Raw genomic sequence first — 25,296 nt, 5'->3', positions numbered from 1 at the left:
CGCTGACTGCACGGGGCGTAACCCTAGATTAAGCGGGGCCAAGCTGGCATACTTGACGGGTACTCGATTTTTCCCGGCCCCTCTCATCCGGGAGAAATTGTGTCCGCAGAGGTCTTGACGACGCCCGCCCCACGAGCTGACGCCTGACCTCGAACAGTTATAGAAAACAGGAGAAACCACTACAGTGGCTGTTAAAATTCGTCTGAAGCGTTTCGGTAAAATCCGCGATCCCCGCTACCGTGTTGTAGTAGCTGACTCACGCACCAAGCGTGACGGTAAGGCTATCGAGGAAATCGGCATTTACCACCCGACCGAGAACCCCTCACGCATCGAGATCAACTCAGAGCGTGCCCAGTACTGGCTGTCAGTTGGCGCCCAGCCCACCGAGCAGGTAGCTGCTCTGCTGAAGCTGACCGGCGACCTGGCTGCTGCCAAGGGCGAAAAGGCTGAGTCAACCGTAAAGCCCGTTGACGCAAAGCCCGAGTTCGTTGTTCCCGAAAAGGGTTCCGTCATCCTTCCCGAGGCAATCACCCCCAAGGGCGAGGACAAGGCTGAAGAAGCTGCAGAAGCTCCCGCCGAAGAGGCTGCTAAAGAAGCAGCTTCTGAGGAAGCAGCTGAGTAATCATGTTGGCAGACGCTCTCGAACACCTCGTTCGGGGTATTGTCGATAACCCGGACGACGTGGTAGTCCGCTCAAAGCCGGGCCGCCGCGGGGAGACTCTGGAAGTCCGTGTTAACCCAGCTGACCTGGGTCGCGTGATTGGCCGTTCTGGCCGCACCGCTAAGTCAATCCGCACCGTGGTCAATGCCATCAATGACGGCGACCATGTGCGCGTAGACGTCATTGACACGGACAAGCGACGCTAACTGAATACTTCTCAAGAGGCCCCTACCGCTTACGAGCTGTAGGGGCCATCTTGTATCTTCCCACCGGCGTCCGCAAAACCCGGTAAAGTTAGACCCAAGCCCCACACGTCACCACCCCAAGGAGAACCCATGCAGGTTCTAGTTGCCCGCATCGGCAAACCCCACGGCATCCGCGGCGAAGTCACCGTCCAGCTCTTCACCGACGCCCCCGAAGAACGCTTCGCTCCCGGATCCGTACTCGACATCGAAAACTTCAACCCCGCAAGCCCCGCAGGTTCAATCGCCCCTGCCGGCACCCTCACCGTCAAAAAATCCCGCTGGAACAAGAAAATCCTGGTCGTAGCCTTCGAAGAAGTCACCAACCGCAACCAGGCCGAAGAACTCCGCGACACCCGCCTCACCTTTGATTCCGCTAGCGAAGCAGAAACCGAGAGCGATGACGAGGGCTACTATGAGCATGAGCTCCTTGACCTGCCGGTCTACCTAGCTTCCGAGATTAAGGACGGCTACCTACCCGAAGAGCCCATTGCCATCGTCACCGGCCTGCAGACCATGCCCACCCAGGACCTCCTGGTGCTGGAAAACACCGCAGACGGTGAAGAAGTTATGATTCCCTTCGTGGAAGAGCTCGTCCCGGCGATCGATACCGAGGAGGGCTACATTATCATCAACCCGCCCGCCGGCCTGCTTAAACTCAACAGCGATGAAGATGACGAAACTGACCCCGAGAGTGAGCAGGGCTAAACCCCATGCGCTTTGATGTCATCACCATCTTCCCCGAATACCTGGCCCCCCTCGAACTATCCCTCATGGGCAAGGCCCGCGAATCAGGCAAGGTTGACCTGCACCTGACCAACCTGCGGGACTTCGCCTTTGACCGGCATAAAACCGTTGACGATACCCCCTACGGCGGGGGAGCGGGCATGGTCATGAAACCCGAACCCTGGGGCCTTGCCCTGGACCAGGCCCTGGCTGCCTCACCGGCGTCCGCACGGGCAGACGGGAGCAAGCCCCTACTGATTGTGCCCTCACCGGCTGGCACCGTCTTTAACCAGCAGCTGGCCTATGACCTGGCCGAAGAGGAGCATATTGTCTTTGCCCCGGCCCGCTACGAAGGCATCGACGAGCGCGTGCTGGACTGGGCCGAAACCGAGTTCAGGGTGATGCCAGTATCTATCGGTGACTACGTGCTCTACGGGGGCGAGGTGGCCGTGATGGTCATGATTGAGGCCATTACCCGCCTGATTCCCGGCGCGATGGGCAACCCCGAGTCCCTGGCCGAAGAGTCCCATACCGGTGGCCTGCTGGAATACCCGGTCTACACCAAGCCAGCCACCTGGCGCGACCAGGAGGTGCCGTCCGTCCTTCTTTCTGGCAACCACGGGGCCATTGCCCGCTGGCGCCGCGACGAACAAATCAAACGCACCTTTACCCGCCGTCCCGACATGGTCAAGGCCTACCCCGCTGAAAGCTGGGATAAGAAAGACCGCAAGCTCCTACAGGAGCTGCACACCGAGCAAAAAGCTGCCCGCCAGGCGGCAGCCCAGAGCGAATTAGCAGAGTAGCTCACCTAAAGTAGGTAAGCTCACATTTAAGTTCAGGACGCCCGCCGCCGCACCTCTGGTGCAGGCGGGTTTTCTGTGGGATAATTTTTCTTTGTGTTCGTGTTGGGCACGCCCCTGCCGCAGGGGGAAGAGCGACCAGCAACAACACGGACCACCGGTACCTAAAGATGGTTCCGGTGAGACAAACTTACTCGTAGACAGCACCGGTCTGGCTTCGTGAGAAGCCCTCAGACACTGCCTACGCGAAACACGAATATGTTTGACCTGCGGCAGAGATATTCACGGAGAAACTCAATGCAGACTCTTGACTTCATTGACAACAAGTCACTTCGCAACGACATCCCCGAGTTCGGCCCCGGCGACACCCTGAACGTCCACGTCAACATTGTTGAAGGTAACCGCAGCCGTGTCCAGGTCTTCAAGGGCTTCGTTGTTGGCCGTCAGGGCGCTGGCGTCCGCGAAACCTTCACCGTCCGCAAGGTTTCCTTCGGCGTTGGTGTAGAGCGTACCTTCCCCGTACACTCACCCGTCATCGAAAAGATCGAGGTTGTCACCCGCGGTGACGTCCGCCGTGCAAAGCTCTACTACATGCGCGACCGCCACGGCAAGGCTGCTCGTATCCGCGAGAAGCGCGAAGCCTAAGCCATTTAGGTTTCATCAGATTTATGGAGACTGGCGTAAACGCCGACTCTTCTGAGGCAAGGCGCCAACCCTTTCTACAGGGCTGGCGCCTTGTCGCAGTTGCCACCACCCTGGCCTTGAGCGTCCTGGTGTTGGTACGCGCCTTCTGGGTGGATGTGTACTACATTCCCTCTGGCTCCATGAGCCCAACCTACAACCCAGGGGACCGTATTCTGGTGTCCAAGATGCAGACTGAGCCCCAGCGGGGGAGCCTGGTCGTCTTCGACGGCATGGGCTCATTTTCCCCCTACCAGTCCGGTAGCCCTTGGGTTCGAGACCCGGTGGGGACGGCAGGGCAGTGGCTGGGCCTGAGAGGGTCAGAGACCACCTATATCAAGCGGGTCATCGGCCTCGAGGGGGATACCGTCGAATGCTGTGACGCCCAAGGGTACCTGCTGGTCAACGGCCAAAGGCTTGAAGAGCCCTACCTTTTTCCGGGAGATGCCCCCAGTGAGCAAGAATTTTCAGTGAAGGTGCCGGCTGGGCGTATGTGGGTTATGGGTGATCATCGATCTGATTCCGTCGATTCCCGGGCCCTCTTGGGTGCCCCTGGGGGAGGAATGATCCGCACAGATCGAATCATCGGCTCACCTGTGATGACCCTGTGGCCGCTGTCCCCGGCAGAGTAAGCTAGATGGGCCGCGTCCCCAGGCTTTGCGCAGACAATCACACTAAACTAGAGACTTAGAGACCAACCACCTGAAAGGCCGCTATGGAGCAGCAGAATCACGAACCCGTAGAGACCAGCACCGACGACGCCCAGGAGCAAGAAAAGCCCCGTGGTGGTAAGCGCCGCCGCGAGAATGGCATCGTCAAAGAATATGCCCTCATTCTCTTGTATGCAGTTCTGATTGCCTTCCTGCTGAAGACGTTTGTGGTCCGTGGTTTTTACATTCCGTCGAGTTCGATGGAAGACACCCTTCAGATTAACGACCGCGTTTTTGTGAATATCGCAGGCTCCCTCTTTGGGGAGGCTGAACGCGGCGATATTGTGGTTTTCAAGGACACTAAGGGGTGGATGCCGGTATCTGCTAATACCAACCCCGTTCAGGACGTGCTGTCTTTTGTGGGGGTAATGCCCGATAGCTCCTCGAACTACTTGGTCAAGCGTGTGATTGGTGTGGGCGGTGACCACGTCGTGGGTACGGCTGACGGCCGGATCCTGGTCAACGGGGTTGAGCTGGATGAAACCTACCTGAAGCCCGGCGTCCTTCCCACTGAGTTAGCTTTTGATGTGATTGTTCCCCAGAATTCCTACTTTGTCATGGGCGATAACCGTGCAAATTCTGCTGACTCCCGCTACCACATTGAAACAGGTACTGAGTTCATCAACGACGCTGACGTGGTGGGCGAAGTCTTTGTGGTGGCCTGGCCTTTGGATAGCTTCACCTTTGTGCACCAGCCTGATGACGTCTTTGCCGGTATCCCGGACGCTGAACAGTAATGCCAGCCCAGCTAGTGAGTGCTGATTTCAGCGTAGAAACGGCCCTTTTCGCTCGTGGGTTCTCCCTCCTAGCCGGGATGGATGAGGTGGGCCGGGGCCCGCTGGCTGGGCCTGCGACGGTTGGCGTTGCGGTGGTGACACCAGAAACCCAGCTGGAGGTTGAGGGCCTGATTGATTCAAAGGCCTTGACTGAAAAGAAACGGTTGGCCATGGTTCCGCAGATTCGGTCGTGGGTTCCCACGGCTGTTGGAAGTTCTAGTCCAGCTGAGATTGATTCACTGGGTATAACCATGGCCCTCCGGTTAGCTGGTCAGCGGGCCCTTGCCCAGGTGGCGGCCCAGGGGATTTTTCCGGACGCCGTCCTGCTCGATGGCAAGCATGATTGGTTGACTCCGCCGGAGGCTACCCTTTTTGCTGACCAGGATCCGGCAACAACCCTGTATGAGACCCTGGTGCAGGAGGCCTGGGCAGAGACTGGGAGCCCTGCGGGGTGGTTTGGTCCTGTCCAGATGGAAATCAAGGGTGACTACCGGTGCGCATCAATTGCGGCTGCTTCCGTGGTTGCTAAAGTTGATCGCGACGCTGAGATGGACCGTCTCCATGAGCTGAATCCAGCCTATGAGTGGGGCAAAAACAAGGGATACGGGTCAGCTGCCCACCGGGCGGCCATTACAGACCGGGGGCCAAGCCCCTATCACCGTTTGAGCTGGTCATTACCAGCTACAGCAGAACAAATACAGCAGGCCTACACGGCCCGTTTGGAGGATGACCTTGTCTAGTGAAGACCTCGATAATTATGAGTCAGGTGCCCAGCTTGCCCTGTACGAGGAGTATAAGCGGGTAGCTGAGCTATTTACGTATATTGTGGAAACTGACCGCCGGTTCTACCTGGCTAACCAGGTGAAGGTAACCCCGCGTACTGACTCCGGTGCCCTCTATTTTGAAGTTGAAATGCAGGACGTTTGGGTGTGGGATATCTTCAGGTCCTCCCGCTTCGTGAAGAATGTGCGGGTGTTTTCCGTCAAGGATGTCAACGTTGAGGAACGAACCGCTGCTGAAGACTTCGTTGTTCCTACCATGAACGATTTTGATCCGCCTGCGAATTCTTAGATGCGTTGAGGACGGACGCCGCCTCGGGGATTTTCCCCGGGGCGGTTTTTGTATGCAGCGAGTAGCTGACCAGCCCAGGGGTGGGTGGGGCGTCATAGTTCGGTTCTGGTTCACCATTTATGGGGTCTTGGGGTAAAGAATGGGGTTCTGGCGTGGGATAAGAGTGGTGGAGGGTTATTCACAGGCTGTTTTGTTTTTGGAGTGCGGATATACCTTTGGCCATGATGAGGGCACAGATTAGTGCTTTTCGATGGGAGAAACCATGTCTTATTCGGGCCCACAGTACGGCTTGTCCTCCAGCTCCAGTTCGGTTGGCCGCTGGGGCGAAACCCTAGCCTGCAGTATTTTGCAAGACCAAGGATTTACCCTGCTCCATAAAAACTGGAGGCCCCAGCCCGGCCCTGATGGGTTGAGGCTGAGGGGGGAAATTGACTGCGTGATGGTTGATCAGGACCTCAACCTGGTCTTCGTTGAGGTGAAAACCAGAACCGGTGAAGGTTTTGGCCACCCTTTTGAATCGATTACCCGGGACAAGGGCCAGAAGCTTCGTGAACTTGCCTATGCCTGGTGTTCAGAAAATACCGGGGATTACAGGGGCCTGCGTATCGACGCTGTTGCTATCTGGGGAACACCGGATCACTTCACCTTTGAGCACCGGAAGGCGGTGGTCTAGCGATGGGTTTTGCCCGAACCTATTCTGTTGCCCTGGTGGGTGTTTCTGGCCATGTGATTGAAGTTGAGGCAGATATCTCTGCAGCCTTACCCGGCTTTGTGCTGCTCGGTCTTCCTGATCATTCCCTCCAGGAAGCAAAAGACCGAATACGATCGGCTGCAAAGAACACAGGTATTGGCCTGCCTCAGCAAAAGCTGACCGTCAACCTTTCACCCAGTACCCTGCCGAAAAGGGGAACAGCCTTTGACCTCGCAATGGTTGTAGCTGCCCTCCAAGCGGACGGTGAGCTGAAGCCCTCGGGCACCACCGTGTTTTTGGGCGAGACCGGGTTGGACGGCAGCGTCCGGGAAATTGCAGGTATTTTGCCTGCCGTTAAAGCCGCCGTGGACGCCGGCTACACCAGTATCGTTGTACCGCGAGGTAACGCAGAAGAAGCCAAGCTTGTGGTCGGTGCTGACGTCACCGGGGTTTCGTGCCTGGCAGAAGTTTTTGCTGCGCTCGGGGCCAAGGAGCCAGACAAACTCCGTAGGCCAACCCGTCACCGTCCACCGGCCGAATCACCTGAAGGCGGCAACAGCCTGGTCTCCCCGGATATGGCTGATGTATCAGGCCAGCAGGAGGGGAGACTTGCACTTGAAATAGCCGCAGCTGGCGGACATCACCTGCTCCTGAATGGTCCACCTGGTTCCGGGAAAACTATGTTGGCTGAGCGTCTTACTAGCATATTGCCGCAGCTTGATACCGAATCGGCCATGGAGGTAACAGCAATCCATTCCCTGTGCGCAGCGGGTGCCCCACGCAAGGAACTGATGAGGGTCCCTCCCTTTGAGGCCCCCCACCACACGGCGACCTCTCCGGCCATTCTGGGAGGGGGAAGCGGGATCCCCAAACCTGGTTGCGTGTCGAAAGCCCACCGAGGAGTGCTCTTTCTTGACGAAGCACCTGAGTTTAAACGAACCGTCCTAGATTCCCTCCGGCAGCCCCTAGAGAGCGGTGAAATCGTCATCGACCGGTCAGCTTCCTCCGCCACGTATCCGGCTCGGTTCCAGCTGATTCTGGCTGCTAATCCCTGTCCCTGCGGAAATAACACAGGTAGAGGCTTATCGTGTACCTGCTCTGCGCGGGAACGTCGGGCCTACTTTGGAAAATTATCGGGGCCCCTTCTTGACCGAATTGACCTTCAGCTTGCCGTCCCAAAGGTAACAGCCTCAGAGCTTGCAGCAAGTGGAACCAACGAGTCGTCGTCCTCCATTCGCGCAAGAGTTGTTCAGGCCAGGGAGGCTCAACGCCAGCGGTTAGCCCCGTTCGGTTTACTCACCAACTCCGAAACCAATGGAAAGATCCTGCGCGGCCCCCTCAAACTCGATGGTTCGCTTACAGCCTCCCTTTCGGACGCTCTTGACCGGGGAACGCTGACAGCACGGGGCTTCGACCGGGTTCTTCGAACAGCATGGACCTTGGCCGATTTAGACGGAAAGCCAACCCCCGGCAAGGATCACCTCGATTTGGCCCTGTACTTCAGAAACCTCAGCACAGAAAGTATCTCCGCATGACTTCCCAGCCCACTCCAGACCTTGAACCTATCCGCCGAGCCAGGGCAGAGATTCTGCGAATTTCTGATCCCCAGGATCCTGTGACTGCAGCCCTTATCCAGCTTTTTGGGCCCCTGGAAACTGCCAACTACCTAACCGGCCGGGTTCCCTTGACGGCATCAGTCTTGAATGATGCTCTGGACTCAGCCCAGGTAGAGCTCCCAGGCCTTCGACGGAATCTCCACCAGGGGGTCATGGACCGCCGAGACCGATGGCAACATCGGAGGGGAGGTATCACATCTGACCAGGATCTCGCCCTGGCAAGGGCAGTAAAGGCTTGGCTGGTAGTACCAGAAGACCCGGACTGGCCTGCTGCCCTCAACGACCTGGCGGAGAAAACCCCCTTCGCCCTGTGGGGTAGGGGAGACCGGCGCCGTTTGAGCTCGCTGGACTATTCCAAGTGTGTGTCCATCGTAGGATCGAGGGACATGACTGCCTACGGCAACTCAGCAACAGGTCAGATAGCAGGTGATCTTGCCCAGGCTGGAACGACCGTCATTTCTGGTGGAGCATTTGGAATAGATGCGACAGCCCACAAGGCTGCATTGGCCCTCGGGACGGCGGCAGTCCCAACCCTCGCGTTCATGGCAGGAGGCCTTGACCGGCTCTACCCCAAAAGCAACGAGCACATCCTGAGAGAAATCATTGACCAAGGTCTGATACTCAGCGAGGTGCCCTTGGGGCAAAATCCTACCCGCTACAGGTTCCTGGACCGTAACAGAATGATAGCCGCCCTAGCCCACAGTACCGTGGTCGTCGAAGCTCGGTGGCGCAGCGGGGCTCTCAATACTGCCCATCACGCCGTAGAGATGGGAAGAACCCTGTACGCTGTCCCCGGCCCCATTTTCTCACCCAGCTCTGAAGGCTGCCACCGGCTCATCCGCGACGGCCTGGCTCAACTGATAACAGACGCCAAGCACATCACAGCAGGAGGGCTCAACCTATCAGAACCTGCCGAACTGAGCCTCTTCGAAACGACAGCAGGAGGACACCAGGACATGATTGATACCCTCACAGAAATCCAGCGGCGGGTGTGGGACTGCCTTCCTGTACGATCAAGCGCAACCGTTGACGCTATCGCTGCTGACTCATCGGTGCCAGCTCGTACCGTCATGATGGCCCTATCACAACTTCGAAGCCTGAGTTTGGCAGAGAACATAGATCAGGGGTGGAAAAAGACAAAGGCCAGCCTCACCTAGACCCGATAGAATGAAACAACACGTACAGCAAAGGGCTTCACACCGCATCAGGTGGCCTACACACGTCGCCGGGAGGGGAGGAGAAGCAATTGAAGGCACAAGAGGCCGGAGAAAACCCAACCACCCTCAAAATCGGCCCCTCCGATATTACAGAAGACAGGGAACTGGCCCTGGCCCTGGAGTCCTACCGTAGGTACCTCACCTATGAATTGCACCGCTCCCCAGAGACAATTCGGTCCTACCAATCAGATCTCAACGACTTCTTTGGCTTCGCCCGACGGAGGGGCATCACCCACCTCTCCCAGATCACACTTGAGCTACTCCGGGCCTGGCTGGCCCAACACCACCGGCAACAAGCCGCCCGGTCCTCAATAGCCCGGCGGACGTCGTCCTTACGCACCTTCTTTGCCTGGGCTGAAGACGAAGAACTGATTTCCCAGAACCCGGCTCTCAAGCTCACCACCCCCAAAAAAGAAAAGCATCTGCCGGACGTCCTGAGCCAGGCCCACATCCACCAACTCAACACAACCCTCATCAAGGCACTCACTGAGGACCCCACCAACCCCAGGCTGCTCCGACTCAATGCGACACTCGAAGTGCTCTACGCAACGGGGCTCCGAATCTCAGAACTATGCAACCTAGACCTCACCAGCATCGACAGAACCAACCTTACCGTCCGGGTCATCGGTAAAGGAAACAAGGAACGCATCATACCCCTGGGCCAGCCCGCCCTCAAAGCCCTCAACCGCTGGGTCAGCAAGGGACGACCCCAGTGGCTCCAACCCGCCCACCCAGAAACAGGCCAAGCACCAGCCCCCCAGCACGCCCTCCTCATTGGCCCAAGAGGCAAACGAGCAAACCCCCGCCAAATCCGACACGACCTCACCCTTCTGCTCTCAACCCTGCACGACACCACGGCAACAGGGGCCCACGTCTTCCGCCATACCGCAGCGACTCACATGGTCGATGGAGGGGCAGACATCCGAGCCGTCCAAGAATTTCTAGGCCACAGCTCTCTCGCCACCACCCAGGTCTACACACACGTCTCCGTAGAACGCCTAGCTGCCGCCTACCATCGGGCCCACCCCAGAGCCTAAACACCAGCCACCACCGTAGAATAGAACCACTATGAAAGAAGCCCTGCAGCCCTTGTCCCCGCACCAAACCCCAGAACAAACCAGTGGGTACATCTTCCTGCACGCTTCACCCGCAGCCCTCACACGCCATCTCGAATGGGCACTGGACTCAGTTCTAGGCCAGGGGGCCAACCTCACCTGGAAACCCCAGCCCCACCTACCAGGTCACCTGTGTACCACCCTCATTTGGGAAGGCGCACCAGGCACTGCAGCCCGTCTAGCATCAGCCCTCCGGCCGGTGGGATCCACCTACTTCGAAATCACCGAACGGGCAACACAGGGCAGCGACGCCCTGCGAATCATGCACACCCCTATCCTCGGCATCTGCACAGTCCCCGTAGACCGCCAGGGCAACTTCACTGTGACCGAAGACCGCATCAAATATGCCTTTGAACAAGCAGCCGGGGACTACAGCGAACTCTACCGTCAGTTCTCATTAGCCCTAGGGGAGCCCTGGGACGAACAACTAGAGCCCTACCGGCAGGCCTTTGCAAGCCAACCCAACGCAATCGTCCGGCGGGCATCTACCGCATAAGAAAACCTCCTTCCCCACCACAGGGGAAGGAGGTTTTACTTAACACAAGAATTTACTTAGCTTTCAACGCTCTTGAAAGCAGCAACAGCATTATGGCCGCCAAAACCGAAGGAGTTAGAGACCGCTGCAATCTCCCCAGCGGGCAGGTCACGGGCCTCCGTGACAACATCCAAGTCAATCTCAGGGTCCTTATCCACCAGGTTAATGGTGCAGGGTGCCTTCCGGTGGTGCAGGGCAAGGACGGTCAATACAGCCTCAAGGGCACCAGCCCCACCCAGCAAGTGACCGGTCATAGACTTCGTAGCCGACACAGCAACCTTGCTCGTATGCTCACCAAAGACCTCACGCAGGGCCAAGGACTCAGGAATATCACCCACAGGGGTAGAGGTCGCATGGGCATTCACATGCACCACCTGCTCAGGGGCAATACCGCCATCAGCCAGGGCCTCCCGCAGGGCCCGGGTAGCACCCAGGGCCGCCGGATCCGGGGCCGTAATGTGGTGGGCATCAGCTGAAACACCGGTGCCAGCAAGCTCAGCATAAATACGGGCACCGCGAGCACGAGCATGCTCCTCAGACTCAAGAATCAAGGCAGCACCGCCCTCACCCATCACAAAGCCATCACGGCCCGTATCATACGGACGGGAAGCACCCTGCGGGTCATCATTGCGGGTAGAAAGGGCCTGCATCTTCGCAAAAGCCCCAATAGTCATCGGATGAATAGCGGCCTCAGAACCACCAGCAATCACCACATCAGCCTTACCCGAACGAATCAACATCAAGCCCAGTTCAAGAGCCTCAGTAGACGAAGCACAGGCAGACACCACAGTCTGGGCAGAACCACGGGCCTTCAGGTTCATCGAAACAGCCGCCGCATTAGAGTTGGGCATGAGCATAGGAACCGTCATCGGCAACATACGACGCGGCCCCTTCTCCCGCAGGGTATCCCAGGCATCCAGGAGGGTCCACACGCCACCAATACCAGTGCCAAAAGCAACCGCAGTACGCAACGGGTCACATTCCTCAGCGGCCTCAGCATCAGGCCCGCTAAAACCGGCGTCCTCCCAGGCCTCACGAGCAGCCACCAGGGCAAGCTGACCAGAAGGATCAAGACGCTTCGCCTCAACCTTAGTGATGCGGCCAGTTTCAACCGCATCCTGGGCAACCTGACCCGCGATAGAAACCGGAAGGTCATACTCGCTGACCCAGGGCTCATCAATAGTGCTGATACCAGAAACACCAGCCAGAGCATTCTGCCAGGTGGTCGGAACATCCGCACCAATCGGGGTAATAGCACCTAAGCCGGTGACCACAACTTTTCGAGTCATCTTAATCCTTCATGAATACTGAGGGGGTGAAAGAAAAAAGGAGGTTGGACACGAACCAGTGCGTGCCCAACCTTTTTCAACGCTCTTTAGGCGTTAGCAATGAAGTTAACTGCATCGCCGACGGTCTTGAGGTTCTTGACCTCTTCGTCGGGGATGGTGACACCGAACTTCTCTTCAGCGTTGACAACGATGGTCATCATAGAGATGGAATCGATGTCCAGGTCTTCAGTGAAAGACTTGTCCAGCTGAACATCCTCAACCTCAACGCCAGTCTCTTCGTTTACGATTTCTGCAAGACCTGCGAGGATCTCGTTCTGATCTGCCATCTTGGCTCCTTTATTACGGGTAGAGCGACAAAAGCCGCTATCTGTCTACTGCCCCGGCTATCAAACCTGGACAGGGCTAAAATTTTCATAGCTCGCGAGGAGCATTAGCCTCCACACATGAGTGTAGACGCTCATTTGGGCTAACTGTAGTTCTGACGCCCCAAAATTTTGAAATAAATCTTACATTTATCAAAATAATTGAGGCTGGTGACAGGCCTACAAGCTGCCACTTAGGGGAGGCGAACCACCTGAGCCGCATAGGCCAGGCCAGCACCAAAACCGATCTGGAGGGCAAGCTGACCTGACAGCTCCGGGTGATCTTGCAGCAACTGGTGGGCTGCCAGGGGCACCGAAGCCGCTGAGGTATTACCAGCACACTCAATATCACGGGCCACCAGCACAGACTCAGGCAGCTTCAGGGTCTTGACCATCTGATCGATAATCCGCATATTCGCCTGATGGGTCACCAAGGCACCCAGATCCTCCGCAGTGACCCCGGCAGCGTCCAGGGCCTGCTGGGCCACCTTGGCCATCTCCCACACAGCCCAGCGGAAAACAGTCTGGCCGTCCTGGCGCAGGGTTGGCCAGAGCTTCTCACCCTCCTGCACCGGGTTGGCCACAAAGTCACGGTTACGGATTTCAAGCAGGGAGTGGGTCATGCCCACAGCCCCCCAGCGCTCGCCGTCCGAGCCCCAAACAGTGGGGCCAATACCCGGCTCGTCAGAAACACCGACAACAGCCGCGCCTGCGCCGTCGCCTAGGAGGAAGGAGATAGTGCGTTCGGTGTTGTCGATGAAGTCTGAGAGCTTCTCTACACCAATGACCAGGACCTTCTGGGCGGTACCGGAGCGGACCAGGGCGTCAGCCTGGGCAATGCCATAGCAGAAACCGGCGCAGGCGGCAGAAATATCGTAGGCCGGGGCCTTGGAGCCGACCGCTTCGGCGACGAGGGTCGCCAGGGCGGGGGTGGCGTAGGGGTGGGAGATGGTTGCGACGATGACGGCGTCAAGGTCTTCCCCCTGGACGCCTGCAGCAGCCAGGGCGTCCTGGGCGGCGCCCACGGCAAGATCAGTGACCGAAATTTTTTCTGAAGCCCGGTGACGGGTTTTAATGCCGGTGCGCTGGACAATCCATTCGTCAGAGGAGTCAATAGGCCCAGCGATATCGTCGTTGGTCACCAGAAGATCTGGGCGGGCTGCGCCGTAGCCCAGAATGCGGGAGTAGCGGTTGATTTCTACCTGCTTGAGGGTAGTCACAGTGGAAAACCTTTCTCGGGGCTTGGGCTGTTTAGGCCTGGAGGGTGTCGAGGTCAGCGGGGGAGGAGATGGCGGTGCCGGGTACTCCCTTGAGTCCGCGCTTGGCGAGGCCAACCAGGGTTCCAGCCGGGGCTACTTCAATGATCTGGTCTACGGCCAGTTCACCGAGGGTTGCCATGCAAAGATCCCAGCGGACGGGGCGGGTCACCTGGGCTACCAGGGAGTCGAGGGCTGCCTGGCCGGTGGTGACGGGCTTGCCGTCAAAGTTTGACAGGAGGGTGGCAGTTGGCTCGCCTGCCTTGATACCTGCGGCGTAGTCGGCCAGGGGGCCTTGGGCGTCGGCCATGTAGTCGGTATGGAAAGCACCGGCTACCTTGAGGGGGATAACCCGGGTCTTGGCAGGGGGATTTTCTGCAAATGCAGCAAGGGCTTCGAGGGAGCCAGCGGCTACAATTTGCCCGGCTCCGTTGGAGTTGGCAGCAGTTAAACCTGCTGAGGCAATAGCTGCGCGGACCTCGTCCTCAACTCCGCCTAGCACGGCGGTCATGCCGGTTGGTACGGCGGCTGCAGCCTGGGCCATGCCGGTGGCTCGTACCTTGATGAACTTCATGGCTTCTTCTTCGCTGAGTACCCCGGCGAGGGCTGAGGCGGTGATTTCACCCACGGAGTGCCCGGCATACACTAGCTCCTGACCCTGGAGGGCTTTCTGGGCTAGGCGACCGGTGACTAGTCCGGCTGCCACAATCAGGGGCTGGGCGATTGCGGTATCTTTGATGGTTTCTTCATCGGCCTCAGTGCCGTAGTGAATCAGGTCCAGGTCTACGGCCTCTGAGAGACGGCGCAGGCGTTCTGCTACTCCGTCCAGCTCCAACCATTCAGTGAGGAAACCGGGCTTTTGGGAACCCTGCCCGGGGCATACCAGTGCTTTCACGCGTTCTACCGCCTCTAAAAATCAGTTATCAGCCGGAACTTGAAAGATACCAGCTTTTCTTTCAAATAAATATCCTACTCCTGAAAGTCTTCTCAGGAGCAATCCACCGCACCGGTGAGACAATGCCAGGCAAACTCACAGAAAAGACTGGCCCGGGTAGGCAAGCAGCCCCCGAGAAATATACTCGGGGGCTGCTGGTCACATCAGTGGGGCTAGGGCCTAGGCGTCGCCACCTGCGGTACCGGAGGTACCTGCATTGATGTTGTTGAGATCGTACTTCTCAAATGCCTTGGCGGGGGCGTCTGCGGGGACTTCACCGCGCTTGGCCAGCATCTGCAGGGTACGGACGACGATGGATTCGGCGTCGATCTTGAAGAAGCGGCGGGCACCGGCGCGGGTGTCTGAGAAGCCGAAGCCGTCAGCACCCAGGGTTGCAAATTCGTTGGGAACGAACTGGCGGATACCGTCCATGAGGTCGGTCTGGTAGTCAGACACGGCAACGATGGGGCCGGTTGCGCCTTCGAGCTGCTTGGCAACGAAGGGGGTGCGGGGGGCAGCGGTCGGGTCGTTGAGCAGTTCACGCTCGGCGGCCAGGCCGTCGCGACGCAGGTTGGTCCAGGAGGTGACGGACCAGACGTCGGCGGATACGCCCCAGTCCTCGGCCAGGATCTGCTGGGCCTTTTCAGCCCAGGGAACAGCCACACCGGAGGCAAGAATCTGGGCGCGGGGGCCGTCGTTCTTTGCCTCGCTGAAGCGGTAGATACCACCGAGCAGGCCGTCAACGTCCAGGTTTTCGGGCTCAGCAGGGTGCTGGATCGGCTCGTTGTAGACGGTGATGTAGTACATCACGTTGTGGTCTTCGTCCTTGGTGCCGTACATGTGCTCGATACCGCGCTTGACGATGTGGCCGATTTCGTAGCCGAAAGCGGGATCGTAGTGGATCACTGCGGGGTTGGTACCAGCCAGGATCGGGGAGTGGCCGTCAGCGTGCTGCAGGCCCTCACCGGTTAGGGTGGTGCGGCCAGCGGTTGCACCCATGATGAAGCCACGGGTCAGCTGGTCACCGGCAGCCCAGAAGGCGTCGCCGGTGCGCTGGAAGCCGAACATGGAGTAGAAGATGTAGACCGGGATCATGGGCTCGCCGTGGGTGTCGTAGGAGGAACCTACAGCAGTGAAGGCGGCAGTACCACCGGCCTCGTTGATACCGACGTGAATGATCTTGCCCTCGGGGGATTCCTTGTAGGCCAGCATCAGTTCACGGTCAACTGCCAGGTAGTTCTGGCCGTTGGGGTTGTAAATCTTGGCGGTGGGGAAGTAGGAGTCCATACCGAAGGTACGGGCCTCATCGGGGATGATGGGCACGATGCGGTGGCCGAAGTCCTTTTCACGCATGAGGTCCTTGAGCAGGCGCACAAAGGTCATGGTGGTTGCAGCCATCTGCTTGCCGGTGCCCTTGAAGGCGCCCTTGTAGGCCTTGTCAGAGGGCAGGGTGATTTCGGGCTGGACGTTCTTGCGGGAGGGGACGAAGCCGCCCAGGGCCTCGCGGCGGGCCATGAGGTACTTGTATTCCTCGGAGTCCTTGCCGGGGTGGTAGTAGGGCGGGTTGTAGAGGTCCTTCTCCAGCTCCTCGTCGGAGATAGGGATCCGCAGGTGGTCGCGGAACTGCTTGAGGTCGTCCATGGACAGCTTCTTCATCTGGTGGGTCGCGTTGCGAGCCTCGAAGCTGGCGCCCAGGCCGTAGCCCTTGACGGACTGTGCCAGGACGACGGTGGGCTGGCCCTTGTGTTCCATGGCGGCCTTGAATGCGGCGTAGACCTTCTGGTAGTCGTGGGCACCGCGCTTCATAGCCCAGATTTCGTCGTCGGTCATGTCGGCGACGAGTTCCTTGGTTTCGGGGGTCTGGCCGAAGAAGTGTTCGCGGATGAAGCCGCCGGACTCAGCCTTGTAGGTCTGGTAGTCGCCATCGCGGGTTTCGTTCATGATGCGGACGAGCTCGCCGGACTTGTCCTTTTCAAGCAGGGCGTCCCATTCGCGGCCCCAGAGGACCTTGATGACGTTCCAGCCTGCGCCACGGAAGAAAGCTTCGAGTTCCTGAACAATCTTGCCGTTACCGCGAACAGGGCCGTCCAGACGCTGCAGGTTGCAGTTGACGACGAAGGTCAGGTTATCGAGCTTGTCGTTGGCAGCCAGCTGCAGGGCACCGCGTGACTCGGGCTCGTCCATTTCGCCGTCGCCCAGGAAGGCCCAGACGTGCTGCTGGGAGGTGTCCTTGATACCGCGGTTGTGCAGGTACTTGTTGAACTGGGCCTGGTGGATGGCGTTCAGGGGGCCAAGACCCATGGAGACGGTGGGGAACTGCCAGAAGTCGGGCAGGTTGCGGGGGTGGGGGTAGGAGGGCAGGTGGTTGCCTTCCTTGGTCTTTTCCTGGCGGAAACCGTCGAGCTGCTCTTCGGTGATGCGGCCTTCAAGGAAGGCACGGGCGTAGTTGCCGGGGGATGAGTGGCCCTGGAAGAAGATCTGGTCGCCGCCACCGGGGTGGTTGCGGCCGCGGAAGAAGTGGTTGAAGCCTACCTCGTAGAGGGTAGCGACACCTGCGTAGGAAGAAATGTGGCCGCCTACACCGATGGTTGCCTTCTGGGCGCGTTGAACCATGATGGCTGCGTTCCAACGGAGCATGGCGCGGTAACGACGTTCAATCTGCTCGTCGCCAGGGTATTCGGGTTCCTGGTCGACGGGGATGGTGTTGACGTAGTCAGTGGTGGTCACCATCGGGACGGTGATGGACTTCTGACCTGCCCGCTGCATGAGGGAGCGGACGATGAACTGCGCACGTTCGGTTCCGTGGGCCTCGACGAGGTCATCGAAGGATTCAATCCATTCGCTGGTCTCTTCGGGGTCGATGTCGGTGAAGCTGTTGGTCAGTGCGCTCAAAACGTGATCGTTCGTTTCTGAGGGTCCCACTAGTCAACCTCTCTATGTTGTAGGGGTTTTGTCGCTGGCCCGCCCAGTGGGGTGGTTCAGCGAATCTTGTTTTTTGTCTGGGCTGCCGGGGTGGGGCTGCGTCAGACAACTCACCCTCTATGTTGTCACATAACAGCCCGCTGATGGTTAGTCAGGACGGGGTTTGGGGGTGTGAAATAGCCGTCACTTGTTCGTCCTTTGTCTGTTGGTGAAATTTTGGGGGTCTTTTTGCCCGTGTTCTGTTGATTTGGTGCCGGTTTGCGTGTTCAGTAGGTAGTGGATCTACTGCCTGCTGTGGTGGGTGGTGGTTTTGGGTGATGTGTTCACCCTCTTGTTTCCTAGAGATTTTGGAGGACGTGCGTGAGCGCCACCGGTGCCACCGAGAAAAACGTTGGAGCCCTCATGGGGCTTGTTGCTGACAGCCTGGTGCAGGAATTTGGTTACGACGACGATGTAGATTTTGAGTTTCGCGATTCTCTTGAGGATTGGATTGGCTCTGAGCTTCTAGATGAGGACGATCAAGACGTCGTTGATGCTGTTCTCTTGTGGTGGCGGTCAGATGACGGGGACCTGGTTGATGGTCTCGTTGACGTCCTGGCTACCCTGGACGACGGGGGAGTGATTTGGCTTTTGACTCCGAAGAACGGCAGGGAGGGGCATGTGCCCCCTGTTGAGATTCAGGAGGCTGCCCCTTTGGCAGGTTTACATGTGACGACCTCTGAGGCCCTGTCACGGGACTGGGCGGCTTTCCGCCTGGTGATGAAGCAGGGTAAATAAGGTATGTAAGGACGGACCCCGCCCCGGCTTGCCGGTGCGGGGTCCGGTCTATCTGGGGGAGGGGTGGAAAAAGTTAGAAAATTTTCTAAAAAATATATGGCCTAGTCAGGGTGATATTTTCTGGCGCATGTTTGGTGTAAACAGTCAGAAAGCGGCCCTCTTTGTGCTTTTCTGATTTGCACACCGGTTTCAGAGTGCGTAAAGTATTACCTGTTGCCGCGAGAGATAACGCGGAAAACACTTGGGTCTTTAGCTCAGCTGGTAGAGCGCCACGTTTACACCGTGGATGTCATCGGTTCGATCCCGGTAGGACCCACAAAGGAGCCCCACACTTCGGTGTGGGGCTTTTTCGTGTATCAAAGCTGCCCAGTCTGCCCAACTACAGCTGACCTGCCCCTACAATGGGTAGGTGGGGCGCAGGCGTCCTACCCCTCACATGATTTGGTGAAAGCTCCCATGAATAAGAACTTCAAACCCCGAAACTTCACTGCTGTTTTTCTTTCTGTCACCTGGTTCCTCATCTCTATCTTCTTCATCACCCAGGGAACCTATGTGACTATGTGGTCTATTTTTGCCGTCCTGGCTGGGGTGATTGGGGCTGCGGCCCTCTGGGTTCTCTTCACTGACACCTACGAATAAGCCCAACACCTGATACTGGGCTTCCCAGAATATGAGAGATTAGGGCGTCTCTGGTGCTCAAGGAGCGTAAACCAAGGCAATCAGCGTAGTCTTTAAGGCATGACTGAAAACAATACTGCCCGCAAGGCACAGATTGGTGTCACCGGCCTGGCCGTCATGGGCGCTAACCTAGCCCGCAACCTGGCCCGTAACGGCTACACCGTAGCCCTGCACAACCGTTCCGTTGAAAAGACCGATGCCCTGCTTGAGGCCCACGGCGATGAAGGCGACTTCATCCGTACCGAGACCCTGCAGGAACTGGTCGACTCTCTCGAAGCTCCCCGCCGCATCCTGATTATGGTGAAGGCAGGCGGCCCCGTCGACGCCGTCATTGAACAGCTCGAACCCCTGCTCGATGAAGGCGACGTCATCATCGACGGCGGTAACTCCCACTTCCCCGACACCATCCGCCGCGAGCGTGCCCTGGCCGAAAAGGGCCTGCACTTCGTCGGTATCGGTGTCTCCGGCGGTGAAGAGGGCGCCCTGAACGGCCCCTCCATCATGCCCGGTGGCTCCGCTAAGTCCTACGAATCTCTCGGCCCCCTGCTCGAAAAAATCTCCGCTAAGGCCCCTAACGGCGACCCCTGCTGCGCCTGGATTTCAACCGATGGCGCTGGTCACTTCGTCAAGATGGTCCACAACGGTATCGAGTACGCCGACATGCAGGTCATTGGTGAAGCTTACGACCTGCTCCGCACTGTTGCCGGGGTAGAGCCTGCCGAACAGGCAGAAATCTTCAAGCAGTGGAACACCACCGACCTCAATTCCTACCTGATCGAAATCACCGCTGAGGTCCTGGCCCAGGTCGATGCTAAGACCGGCAAGCCCCTGGTTGACGTGATCGTCGATGAGGCCGGCCAGAAGGGTACCGGCCGCTGGACCGTCCAGGCCGCCCTGGACCTCGGCGCCCCTGTTTCCGGCATTGCTGAGTCTGTCTTTGCCCGCGCCCTCTCCTCCGGCAACCCCGAAGCCCGCGCCCAGGCCCAGGCTGAACTGCCTGCTGGTCTGATCGCCACCACCGCTGTTGCCAACGGCGACGAAGAGTTCATCGAGGACGTCCGCAAGGCCCTCTTTGCCTCCAAGCTAGTCTCCTACGCCCAGGGCCTGGACATGCTGGCCAAGGCAGGCGACGAGTACGGCTGGGACCTCAAGCTCGACGTCATCGCAGGTCTCTGGCGCGCAGGCTGCATTATCCGTGCAGAATTGCTGGGCGAAATCATGAACGCTTACAAGAACGAGACCCCCGCCAACATGCTGCTGGCCCCCGGTTTCAAGAAGCTGATGGAAGAGCTCGTACCCTCCTGGCGTCGCGTCGTCGCCAAGGCAACCGCCGAGGGCGTGCCCGTCCCCGTCTTTGCCTCCTCCCTGAGCTACTACGACGGCCTGCGCCGCAAGCGCCTGCCCGCTGCCCTGATTCAGGGCCAGCGTGACTTCTTCGGTGCCCACACCTACGGTCGTATCGACTCAGAGGGCATGTGGCACACCGAGTGGAGCGGCGACCGCAGCGAAATCAACGCTGAGGACTCCCACACCCACTAACATCACCACCAGGTGAAAAGAGAAAGGACCGGCTCGTGTGAGCCGGTCCTTTCTGTTGTGAGTCCCAAGAGAAACTAGATCCACATGGTCGGGTCGACGTACTCGACGGCGTCGACCAGCGGTTTCTTGTTCTCGGGGGTGCGAGGACGGGACCGCGCCGGAATACCTGTGATAATGGAGTCCTCAGGGTGGTCATGAACCACCACAGAATTGCCACCAATCGCAGAATCAGCCCCGATATGAACCGGGCCTAGGACCTTGGCCCCGGCCCCAATCGTCACCCGGTCGCCAATGGTGGGGTGGCGTTTACCCTTCTCCAGGGAACGGCCCCCCAGGGTCACCCCGTGATAGAGCATGACGTCATCACCAATTTCGGCAGTTTCACCAATCACAACACCCATACCGTGATCGATAAAGAAACGACGGCCAATGGTGGCCCCCGGGTGGATCTCAACCCCGGTTAAAAAGCGGGCAAACTGGCTCAGCGTCCTAGCCAGGGTCTTGGTGGAATCCTTCTGCCAGAGCCGGTGGGCCAGGCGGTGGACCCAGACGGCGTGCATACCTGAGTAGTTGATCAGGATCTCTAGATCGCCTCGGGCCGCTGGATCGTGGGCGCGGACGGTTTCGATATCCTCCCGCAAGCGGTCACGAAAGTTCAAAGGTAGGCCCCTTTCTTCTGGTTATAGCTCGGCTTACCTGCTCATAACGATTCTAGGGCCAGGTCTATTCCCGGCCCTAGCTACCGCCTCGCAAAGATTCACTTCATGAGACGGGCACCCCGCAACCTGTGCGGGGTGCCCGTTGGGTGTGGTGCGTCGAGTGACTAGCCGCGAATGTCTTCGTAGAGCAGGGTGGAGATGTAGCGCTCACCGAAGTCGGGAACAACGGCAACAATCAGCTTGCCAGCGTTCTCGCTCTTCTTGGCTTCTTCCAGAGCGGCCCAGACGGCTGCACCGGAGGAGATACCGCCCAGGATACCCTCGTCGGTGCCCAGCTTACGGGCGGTGGCAACGGCGTCATCAATGGCGACGTCGGTGACGGCATCGTAGATGTCGCGGTTGAGGGTGTCGGGGACGAAGTTTGCGCCCAGGCCCTGAATCTTGTGGGGGCCAGCCTTGCCCTCGGTCAGCAGGGGGGAGTCCTTGGGCTCAACAGCTACGACCTTGATGTTGGGGTTCTGTTCCTTGAGGTACTTGCCGGTACCGGAGACGGTGCCGCCGGTGCCTACGCCAGCGACGAAGATGTCGATTTTGCCTTCGGTGGCTTCCCAGACCTCGGGGCCGGTGGTCTTGTAGTGGATTTCGGGGTTGGCATCGTTGGAGAACTGGGAGGCCAGGATAGCGTTCTCGGTGGAGGCTACGATTTCCTTGGCCTTTTCAACAGCGCCGCGCATGCCCTCAGAACCGGGGGTCAGCACAATCTCTGCCCCGTAGGCGCGTAACATGACGCGTCGCTCGTTGCTCATGGTTTCGGGCATGGTCAGAATGACCTTGTAGCCGCGGGCAGCGCCCACCATGGCCAGGGCGATACCGGTGTTACCGGAGGTACCCTCAACGATGGTGCCGCCGGGCTTGAGGGCACCGGACTTTTCAGCAGCGTCGATGATAGCTACACCGATACGGTCCTTGACGGAGTTGGCGGGGTTGTAGAATTCCAGCTTGACTGCGACGTTGCCGGGCAGGTCAGCATCCAGGCGGTTGAGGCGGACGATGGGGGTGCGGCCGACGACCTCGGTGATGTTGTTGTAGAGGGGGCTCATAGCTCTCCTTCAATTTCAGGGGAAAGTAATTCGGTTGCTCTCTAGTCTAGGGGAGAGAAGAAAGGACTTTAAACCTTAAGAAACCTGGCGTAATGTTGCCTGGTCTTGGCCAGCTTGGGGTTGATGACCGCCATACAGTAGCCCTGGTAGGGGTTGAGGGCGTAGTAGTTCTGGTGGTAGTCCTCGGCCTCATAGAAAGTACCCAGGGGCTCTACCACGGTGACGATGGGCTGCTCCCACAGGTGGGAGGCCCGCTGAATGGCTGCCTCGAAGAGGGCCTTTTGCTCTTCGTTCTCGTAGTAGAGGGCCGAGCGGTACTGGGGGCCGGCGTCCGCCCCCTGTCTATCCCAGCTAGTGGGGTCGTGGGAGGTAAAGAAAATATCGAGCACGGTTTCGGCGGGAATGACAGCCTCATCAAACTCCACCTTGACCACCTCAACATGCCCGGTGGTTCCTGAACAGACCTCCCGGTAGGTGGGGTTCTCAACGTGCCCACCGGTGTAGCCACAGATACTGGCAGTAATACCTTCAAACTGACGATACACGGCGTCAATGCACCAGAAGCACCCGCCGCCTACAACAAAACTTTGCATACTCCTGTAACGACCCAGCCCGGGCACTTATTCCCAGTCGGGTGCTCGTGAAAGAATAGGGGCATGACTCAACTTTCAACCCCCACCCTCAACGATGTCACCCGGGCCTTCCACGATATTTTCCCGCCCGCTCTTGCCGAGAAGTGGGACGCCGCTGGCCTGGTTGTGGGCCGCTCCACCCAGACTGTTACCCGCGTCGGTTTTGCCGTGGACGCCACCGTCGCCACAGCCCGCGAGGCCGCAGAACAAGGCGCTGGGCTGCTCATTACCCACCATCCCCTGCTGTTGCGCGGGGCGTCCTTTCTGCCCGACACCGACTACAAGGGCGAAATCGTGCACACCCTCATAGAGGCCGGCTGCGGCCTGCTCGGGGCCCACACTAACGTCGACTCAGCACCCCACGGCACCAACGAGGTTTTCATGGCCAAACTGGGGCTGACCGACACCGACATTCTCACCGGCGAAACCACCGTCCAGATCGAGGGGCAGGACGTCCGCGTCGGCATAGGCCGCGTCGGTAGCCTACCTGCCCCCATCACCCTCAAGGAACTGGCCGAAAAAATAGCTGACTTCCTGCCCGCAACCGCAGGCGGCCTGCGTATTGCAGGTCGGCCCGATCAGATGGTTCAAAAAATTGCCCTCTGCACAGGGGCAGGCGATTCCCTCTTTGGCGACGTCCGCGCCTCGGGGGCGGACGTTTACATAACCGCCGACCTACGCCACCACCCGGCTTCAGAAGCCCGCGAACAGGCCCTCATCAGCGGCGGCACCCCGGCCCTCATCGACTGCTCCCACTACGCCAGCGAATGGCTGTGGATGGACGGCGCCGCCCGCCTCCTCACCGAAAAACTGGCCGAGCGGGGCTTTGCTATCGACACCTACGTCTCAACCCTCAACACCGACCCCTGGGACTTCACTGTCTCCACCGGGCAGGTCGCAGGCTCAGCCTCCACCCGCTAGGTGCCCTACTCCCTCACCAGAAGAGTCAGGGTACCCGGCTTCTTCTCGGTGGGGGAGAGCAACTCCACCTCAAAATTGGGGGCAAGCGCCTCAGCCAGCTCACCTGCGTCCTCAATCCCGGTCAGATTCTCCTGCACCAGGTAACGGCCCAGCAGCCCCCGGTAGTGCTTGGCCATATGCGAAACCACCTTACGGCTCCCATCAGCTGCCACCCTCTCCACCCGAACCAGCAGATGACGCTGCGGGTCAGGCGTCCAGGCCTTGGCATAGGCGGCAGACCGGCCATCCACCACCAGCTGATCCCCGGCCAACTCATCCATGGGGCGCTTGAGCTCCCCCTTCCAAAACTTAGCCAAATCCCCAATCTCACCCAGCTTCGTACCCATCGACAGCCGGTAAGCCGGAATCAAATCAGTAAGACCCACCGCGCCCCACGCCGCAGAAATCACCACAACAGCCCTATCAGCCCGCTCCCGCGCGTCCGGACCCAACGAACCATACCCAAAAGCCTCAAACAAAACCCCCGAATACACCTCAGAAGCAGGAGCCGCAGGCTCCGACCACAACCGAGTATTCCGCTCAACCTCACCCAGCAAAGACGAACCCACCTTCAACAGCTGCCCCGCGTCGGGCAAACCACTCACCCGCACCAACTCATCCACCACAGCCTCACGAGCCCCCGACAACTCAGGAGCCAACAAATCACCCAACTCAACCCCAAAACCAGATGTGGCAGGAGTCTTACCCTCAGACGGCGGAAACAAAATCAACATACCCACCAGTGTAGTAAAGTAGAACCCCAGAACGGGACGCCCAGGCAATCGCGCAGCGCACAAACGCTTCGAGGAAAGTCCGGGCTCCACAGCACAGGGTGGTCGATAACATCGACTCAAGGTAACTTGCAGGCCAGTGCCACAGAAAACAAACCGCCCCACCACGGGGTAAGGGTGAAAAGGTGAGGTAAAAGCTCACCAGTACCGCAGGCGACTACGGTAGCTCGGTAAACCCCACCCGGAGCAAGGCCAAACAGGGCGCATCAGTAACTAGTGCGGTGAAGCGCCCGGGTAGGCTGCTTGAGCCCCCAGGCAACTGCGGGCCTAGATGGATGATTGCCGCCTACCCTTGGGTAGGTACAGAACCCGGCTTACAGGGCGTCCCGTTCTTTCGCTAGACCTTATCGGGCGTCCCGTTCTTTTAGATTATGTGGCGCACGCCGGGTTCTGCGGTTCGCTAGCGCTCACCGATTCAGCGCATTTTTGTTTTCCTCGCTCGCTCGGAAAAATGCGCTTCGTCCCAAGCTTACAGGGCGTCCCGTTCTCTCATCAGGCTTTGCTCTAGATGACGCTTTCGGCCTTCCAGACGCGCCTTGCCGACAGCCGCTCTTGC

General features: G+C 58.8%; 27 protein-coding genes, 1 tRNA gene and 1 other RNA gene. 20 read left to right on the top strand and 9 right to left on the bottom strand.

All coding sequences use genetic code 11. The features are described from left to right. Positions 1-184 precede the first annotated feature (184 nt). The 14 genes from rpsP (at position 185) to L7A15_RS01025 (ending at position 10,802) form a co-directional block, all read left to right on the top strand. On the top strand, positions 185-622 hold the full coding sequence (rpsP, locus tag L7A15_RS01090; protein ID WP_237207902.1) for a 30S ribosomal protein S16: 438 nt from the start codon (positions 185-187) through the stop codon (positions 620-622). A 2-nt stretch (positions 623-624) separates the two neighbouring features. Continuing rightward, a complete protein-coding gene (locus L7A15_RS01085) occupies positions 625-867 on the top strand; it encodes an RNA-binding protein (RefSeq protein ID WP_237188141.1) in 243 nt (80 codons plus the stop codon). 129 nt (positions 868-996) lie between these two features. Next, entirely contained in the window at positions 997-1,611 is a 615-nt protein-coding gene (rimM, locus tag L7A15_RS01080; RefSeq protein WP_237212250.1) for a ribosome maturation factor RimM, read from the top strand. 5 nt (positions 1,612-1,616) lie between these two features. Then, the gene (gene trmD, locus L7A15_RS01075; protein ID WP_237207900.1) at positions 1,617-2,432 is read left to right on the top strand and encodes a tRNA (guanosine(37)-N1)-methyltransferase TrmD; all 816 of its coding nucleotides are present in this window, start codon (positions 1,617-1,619) and stop codon (positions 2,430-2,432) included. 294 nt (positions 2,433-2,726) lie between these two features. Continuing rightward, positions 2,727-3,074, top strand: a complete 348-nt coding sequence (rplS, locus tag L7A15_RS01070) for a 50S ribosomal protein L19 (RefSeq protein WP_237207899.1) — start codon at positions 2,727-2,729, stop codon at positions 3,072-3,074. A gap of 23 nt (positions 3,075-3,097) precedes the next feature. Further along, positions 3,098-3,742: a signal peptidase I gene (gene lepB, locus L7A15_RS01065; protein ID WP_237201376.1), complete on the top strand. Its 645-nt coding sequence runs from the start codon at positions 3,098-3,100 to the stop codon at positions 3,740-3,742. A gap of 83 nt (positions 3,743-3,825) precedes the next feature. Next, positions 3,826-4,557: a signal peptidase I gene (gene lepB / locus L7A15_RS01060; RefSeq protein WP_237207898.1), complete on the top strand. Its 732-nt coding sequence runs from the start codon at positions 3,826-3,828 to the stop codon at positions 4,555-4,557. Further along, a complete protein-coding gene (locus L7A15_RS01055; RefSeq protein ID WP_272878651.1) occupies positions 4,557-5,336 on the top strand; it encodes a ribonuclease HII in 780 nt (259 codons plus the stop codon). The genes lepB (L7A15_RS01060) and L7A15_RS01055 overlap by 1 nt, the downstream gene beginning before the upstream one ends. After that, positions 5,329-5,667, top strand: a complete 339-nt coding sequence (locus tag L7A15_RS01050; RefSeq protein WP_237188147.1) for a DUF2469 family protein — start codon at positions 5,329-5,331, stop codon at positions 5,665-5,667. The genes L7A15_RS01055 and L7A15_RS01050 overlap by 8 nt, the downstream gene beginning before the upstream one ends. Positions 5,668-5,917: 250 nt before the next feature. Next, positions 5,918-6,340: a YraN family protein gene (locus L7A15_RS01045; RefSeq protein ID WP_336603506.1), complete on the top strand. Its 423-nt coding sequence runs from the start codon at positions 5,918-5,920 to the stop codon at positions 6,338-6,340. Positions 6,341-6,342: 2 nt separating this feature from the next. Then, complete coding sequence (locus tag L7A15_RS01040) at positions 6,343-7,893, top strand: YifB family Mg chelatase-like AAA ATPase (RefSeq protein ID WP_237207897.1); 1,551 nt, start codon at positions 6,343-6,345, stop codon at positions 7,891-7,893. Next, positions 7,890-9,131 (top strand): DNA-processing protein DprA, encoded by a 1,242-nt coding sequence (gene dprA / locus L7A15_RS01035; protein ID WP_237207896.1) that lies wholly within the window; start codon positions 7,890-7,892, stop codon positions 9,129-9,131. Before L7A15_RS01040 ends, dprA begins: the two co-directional genes overlap by 4 nt. Positions 9,132-9,220: 89 nt before the next feature. Beyond that, positions 9,221-10,228 carry a tyrosine recombinase XerC gene (locus L7A15_RS01030; RefSeq protein ID WP_272878652.1) on the top strand — a complete coding sequence of 336 codons (1,008 nt, stop codon included), beginning with the start codon at positions 9,221-9,223 and terminating at the stop codon, positions 10,226-10,228. A 52-nt stretch (positions 10,229-10,280) separates the two neighbouring features. Then, the gene (locus tag L7A15_RS01025) at positions 10,281-10,802 is read left to right on the top strand and encodes a DUF3145 family protein (protein ID WP_237191672.1); all 522 of its coding nucleotides are present in this window, start codon (positions 10,281-10,283) and stop codon (positions 10,800-10,802) included. A 56-nt stretch (positions 10,803-10,858) separates the two neighbouring features. On the opposite strand, the gene fabF is transcribed toward L7A15_RS01025, so the two are convergent. The 5 genes from fabF to aceE form a co-directional block, all read right to left on the bottom strand. Next, positions 10,859-12,130, bottom strand: coding sequence for a beta-ketoacyl-ACP synthase II (gene fabF, locus L7A15_RS01020; RefSeq protein ID WP_237188153.1), 1,272 nt, complete (start codon positions 12,128-12,130; stop codon positions 10,859-10,861). Positions 12,131-12,216: 86 nt separating this feature from the next. After that, a complete protein-coding gene (locus tag L7A15_RS01015) occupies positions 12,217-12,456 on the bottom strand; it encodes an acyl carrier protein (protein ID WP_083091228.1) in 240 nt (79 codons plus the stop codon). A 230-nt stretch (positions 12,457-12,686) separates the two neighbouring features. Then, entirely contained in the window at positions 12,687-13,712 is a 1,026-nt protein-coding gene (locus L7A15_RS01010) for a beta-ketoacyl-ACP synthase III (RefSeq protein WP_237207895.1), read from the bottom strand. Between the two features lie 31 nt (positions 13,713-13,743). After that, on the bottom strand, positions 13,744-14,643 hold the full coding sequence (locus tag L7A15_RS01005; RefSeq protein WP_237187824.1) for an ACP S-malonyltransferase: 900 nt from the start codon (positions 14,641-14,643) through the stop codon (positions 13,744-13,746). Positions 14,644-14,862: 219 nt separating this feature from the next. Then, on the bottom strand, positions 14,863-17,574 hold the full coding sequence (aceE, locus tag L7A15_RS01000) for a pyruvate dehydrogenase (acetyl-transferring), homodimeric type (protein WP_237187825.1): 2,712 nt from the start codon (positions 17,572-17,574) through the stop codon (positions 14,863-14,865). Between the two features lie 432 nt (positions 17,575-18,006). On the opposite strand from aceE, the gene L7A15_RS00995 reads away from it, so the two are divergent. From L7A15_RS00995 to gndA, 4 genes are all read left to right on the top strand, one after another. Next, a complete protein-coding gene (locus L7A15_RS00995; protein WP_237187912.1) occupies positions 18,007-18,381 on the top strand; it encodes a DUF3052 domain-containing protein in 375 nt (124 codons plus the stop codon). 243 nt (positions 18,382-18,624) lie between these two features. Then, positions 18,625-18,697: transfer RNA gene (locus L7A15_RS00990), tRNA-Val, on the top strand. A 140-nt stretch (positions 18,698-18,837) separates the two neighbouring features. After that, positions 18,838-19,020, top strand: a complete 183-nt coding sequence (locus L7A15_RS00985) for a hypothetical protein (RefSeq protein WP_237187826.1) — start codon at positions 18,838-18,840, stop codon at positions 19,018-19,020. A gap of 99 nt (positions 19,021-19,119) precedes the next feature. Next, positions 19,120-20,598 (top strand): NADP-dependent phosphogluconate dehydrogenase, encoded by a 1,479-nt coding sequence (gene gndA, locus L7A15_RS00980; protein ID WP_237187827.1) that lies wholly within the window; start codon positions 19,120-19,122, stop codon positions 20,596-20,598. A 74-nt stretch (positions 20,599-20,672) separates the two neighbouring features. Here the strand turns inward: gndA and epsC are convergent, their stop codons facing one another. From epsC to msrA, 3 genes are all read right to left on the bottom strand, one after another. Continuing rightward, positions 20,673-21,257, bottom strand: a complete 585-nt coding sequence (gene epsC / locus L7A15_RS00975; RefSeq protein ID WP_237187828.1) for a serine O-acetyltransferase EpsC — start codon at positions 21,255-21,257, stop codon at positions 20,673-20,675. A gap of 164 nt (positions 21,258-21,421) precedes the next feature. Next, the gene (cysK, locus tag L7A15_RS00970) at positions 21,422-22,357 is read right to left on the bottom strand and encodes a cysteine synthase A (RefSeq protein ID WP_237187829.1); all 936 of its coding nucleotides are present in this window, start codon (positions 22,355-22,357) and stop codon (positions 21,422-21,424) included. A 68-nt stretch (positions 22,358-22,425) separates the two neighbouring features. Further along, a complete protein-coding gene (msrA, locus tag L7A15_RS00965) occupies positions 22,426-22,950 on the bottom strand; it encodes a peptide-methionine (S)-S-oxide reductase MsrA (RefSeq protein ID WP_237187831.1) in 525 nt (174 codons plus the stop codon). Between the two features lie 63 nt (positions 22,951-23,013). Between msrA and L7A15_RS00960 the strand changes: the two genes are divergently transcribed. Continuing rightward, positions 23,014-23,910 carry a Nif3-like dinuclear metal center hexameric protein gene (locus L7A15_RS00960; protein ID WP_237187833.1) on the top strand — a complete coding sequence of 299 codons (897 nt, stop codon included), beginning with the start codon at positions 23,014-23,016 and terminating at the stop codon, positions 23,908-23,910. A 5-nt stretch (positions 23,911-23,915) separates the two neighbouring features. Here the strand turns inward: L7A15_RS00960 and L7A15_RS00955 are convergent, their stop codons facing one another. Then, complete coding sequence (locus tag L7A15_RS00955; RefSeq protein WP_237187835.1) at positions 23,916-24,683, bottom strand: YaaA family protein; 768 nt, start codon at positions 24,681-24,683, stop codon at positions 23,916-23,918. A 32-nt stretch (positions 24,684-24,715) separates the two neighbouring features. On the opposite strand from L7A15_RS00955, the gene rnpB reads away from it, so the two are divergent. Continuing rightward, an RNA gene (gene rnpB, locus L7A15_RS00950) (RNase P RNA component class A) lies at positions 24,716-25,073 on the top strand. Positions 25,074-25,296 lie beyond the last annotated feature (223 nt).

It is taken from the genome of Rothia nasimurium (assembly GCF_928391935.1).
Classification (GTDB): Bacteria; Actinomycetota; Actinomycetes; order Actinomycetales; family Micrococcaceae; genus Rothia; species Rothia nasimurium_D.
Note: the sequence above shows the minus strand (reverse complement) of the source record. Positions and strands in the feature narration are given on the sequence as shown.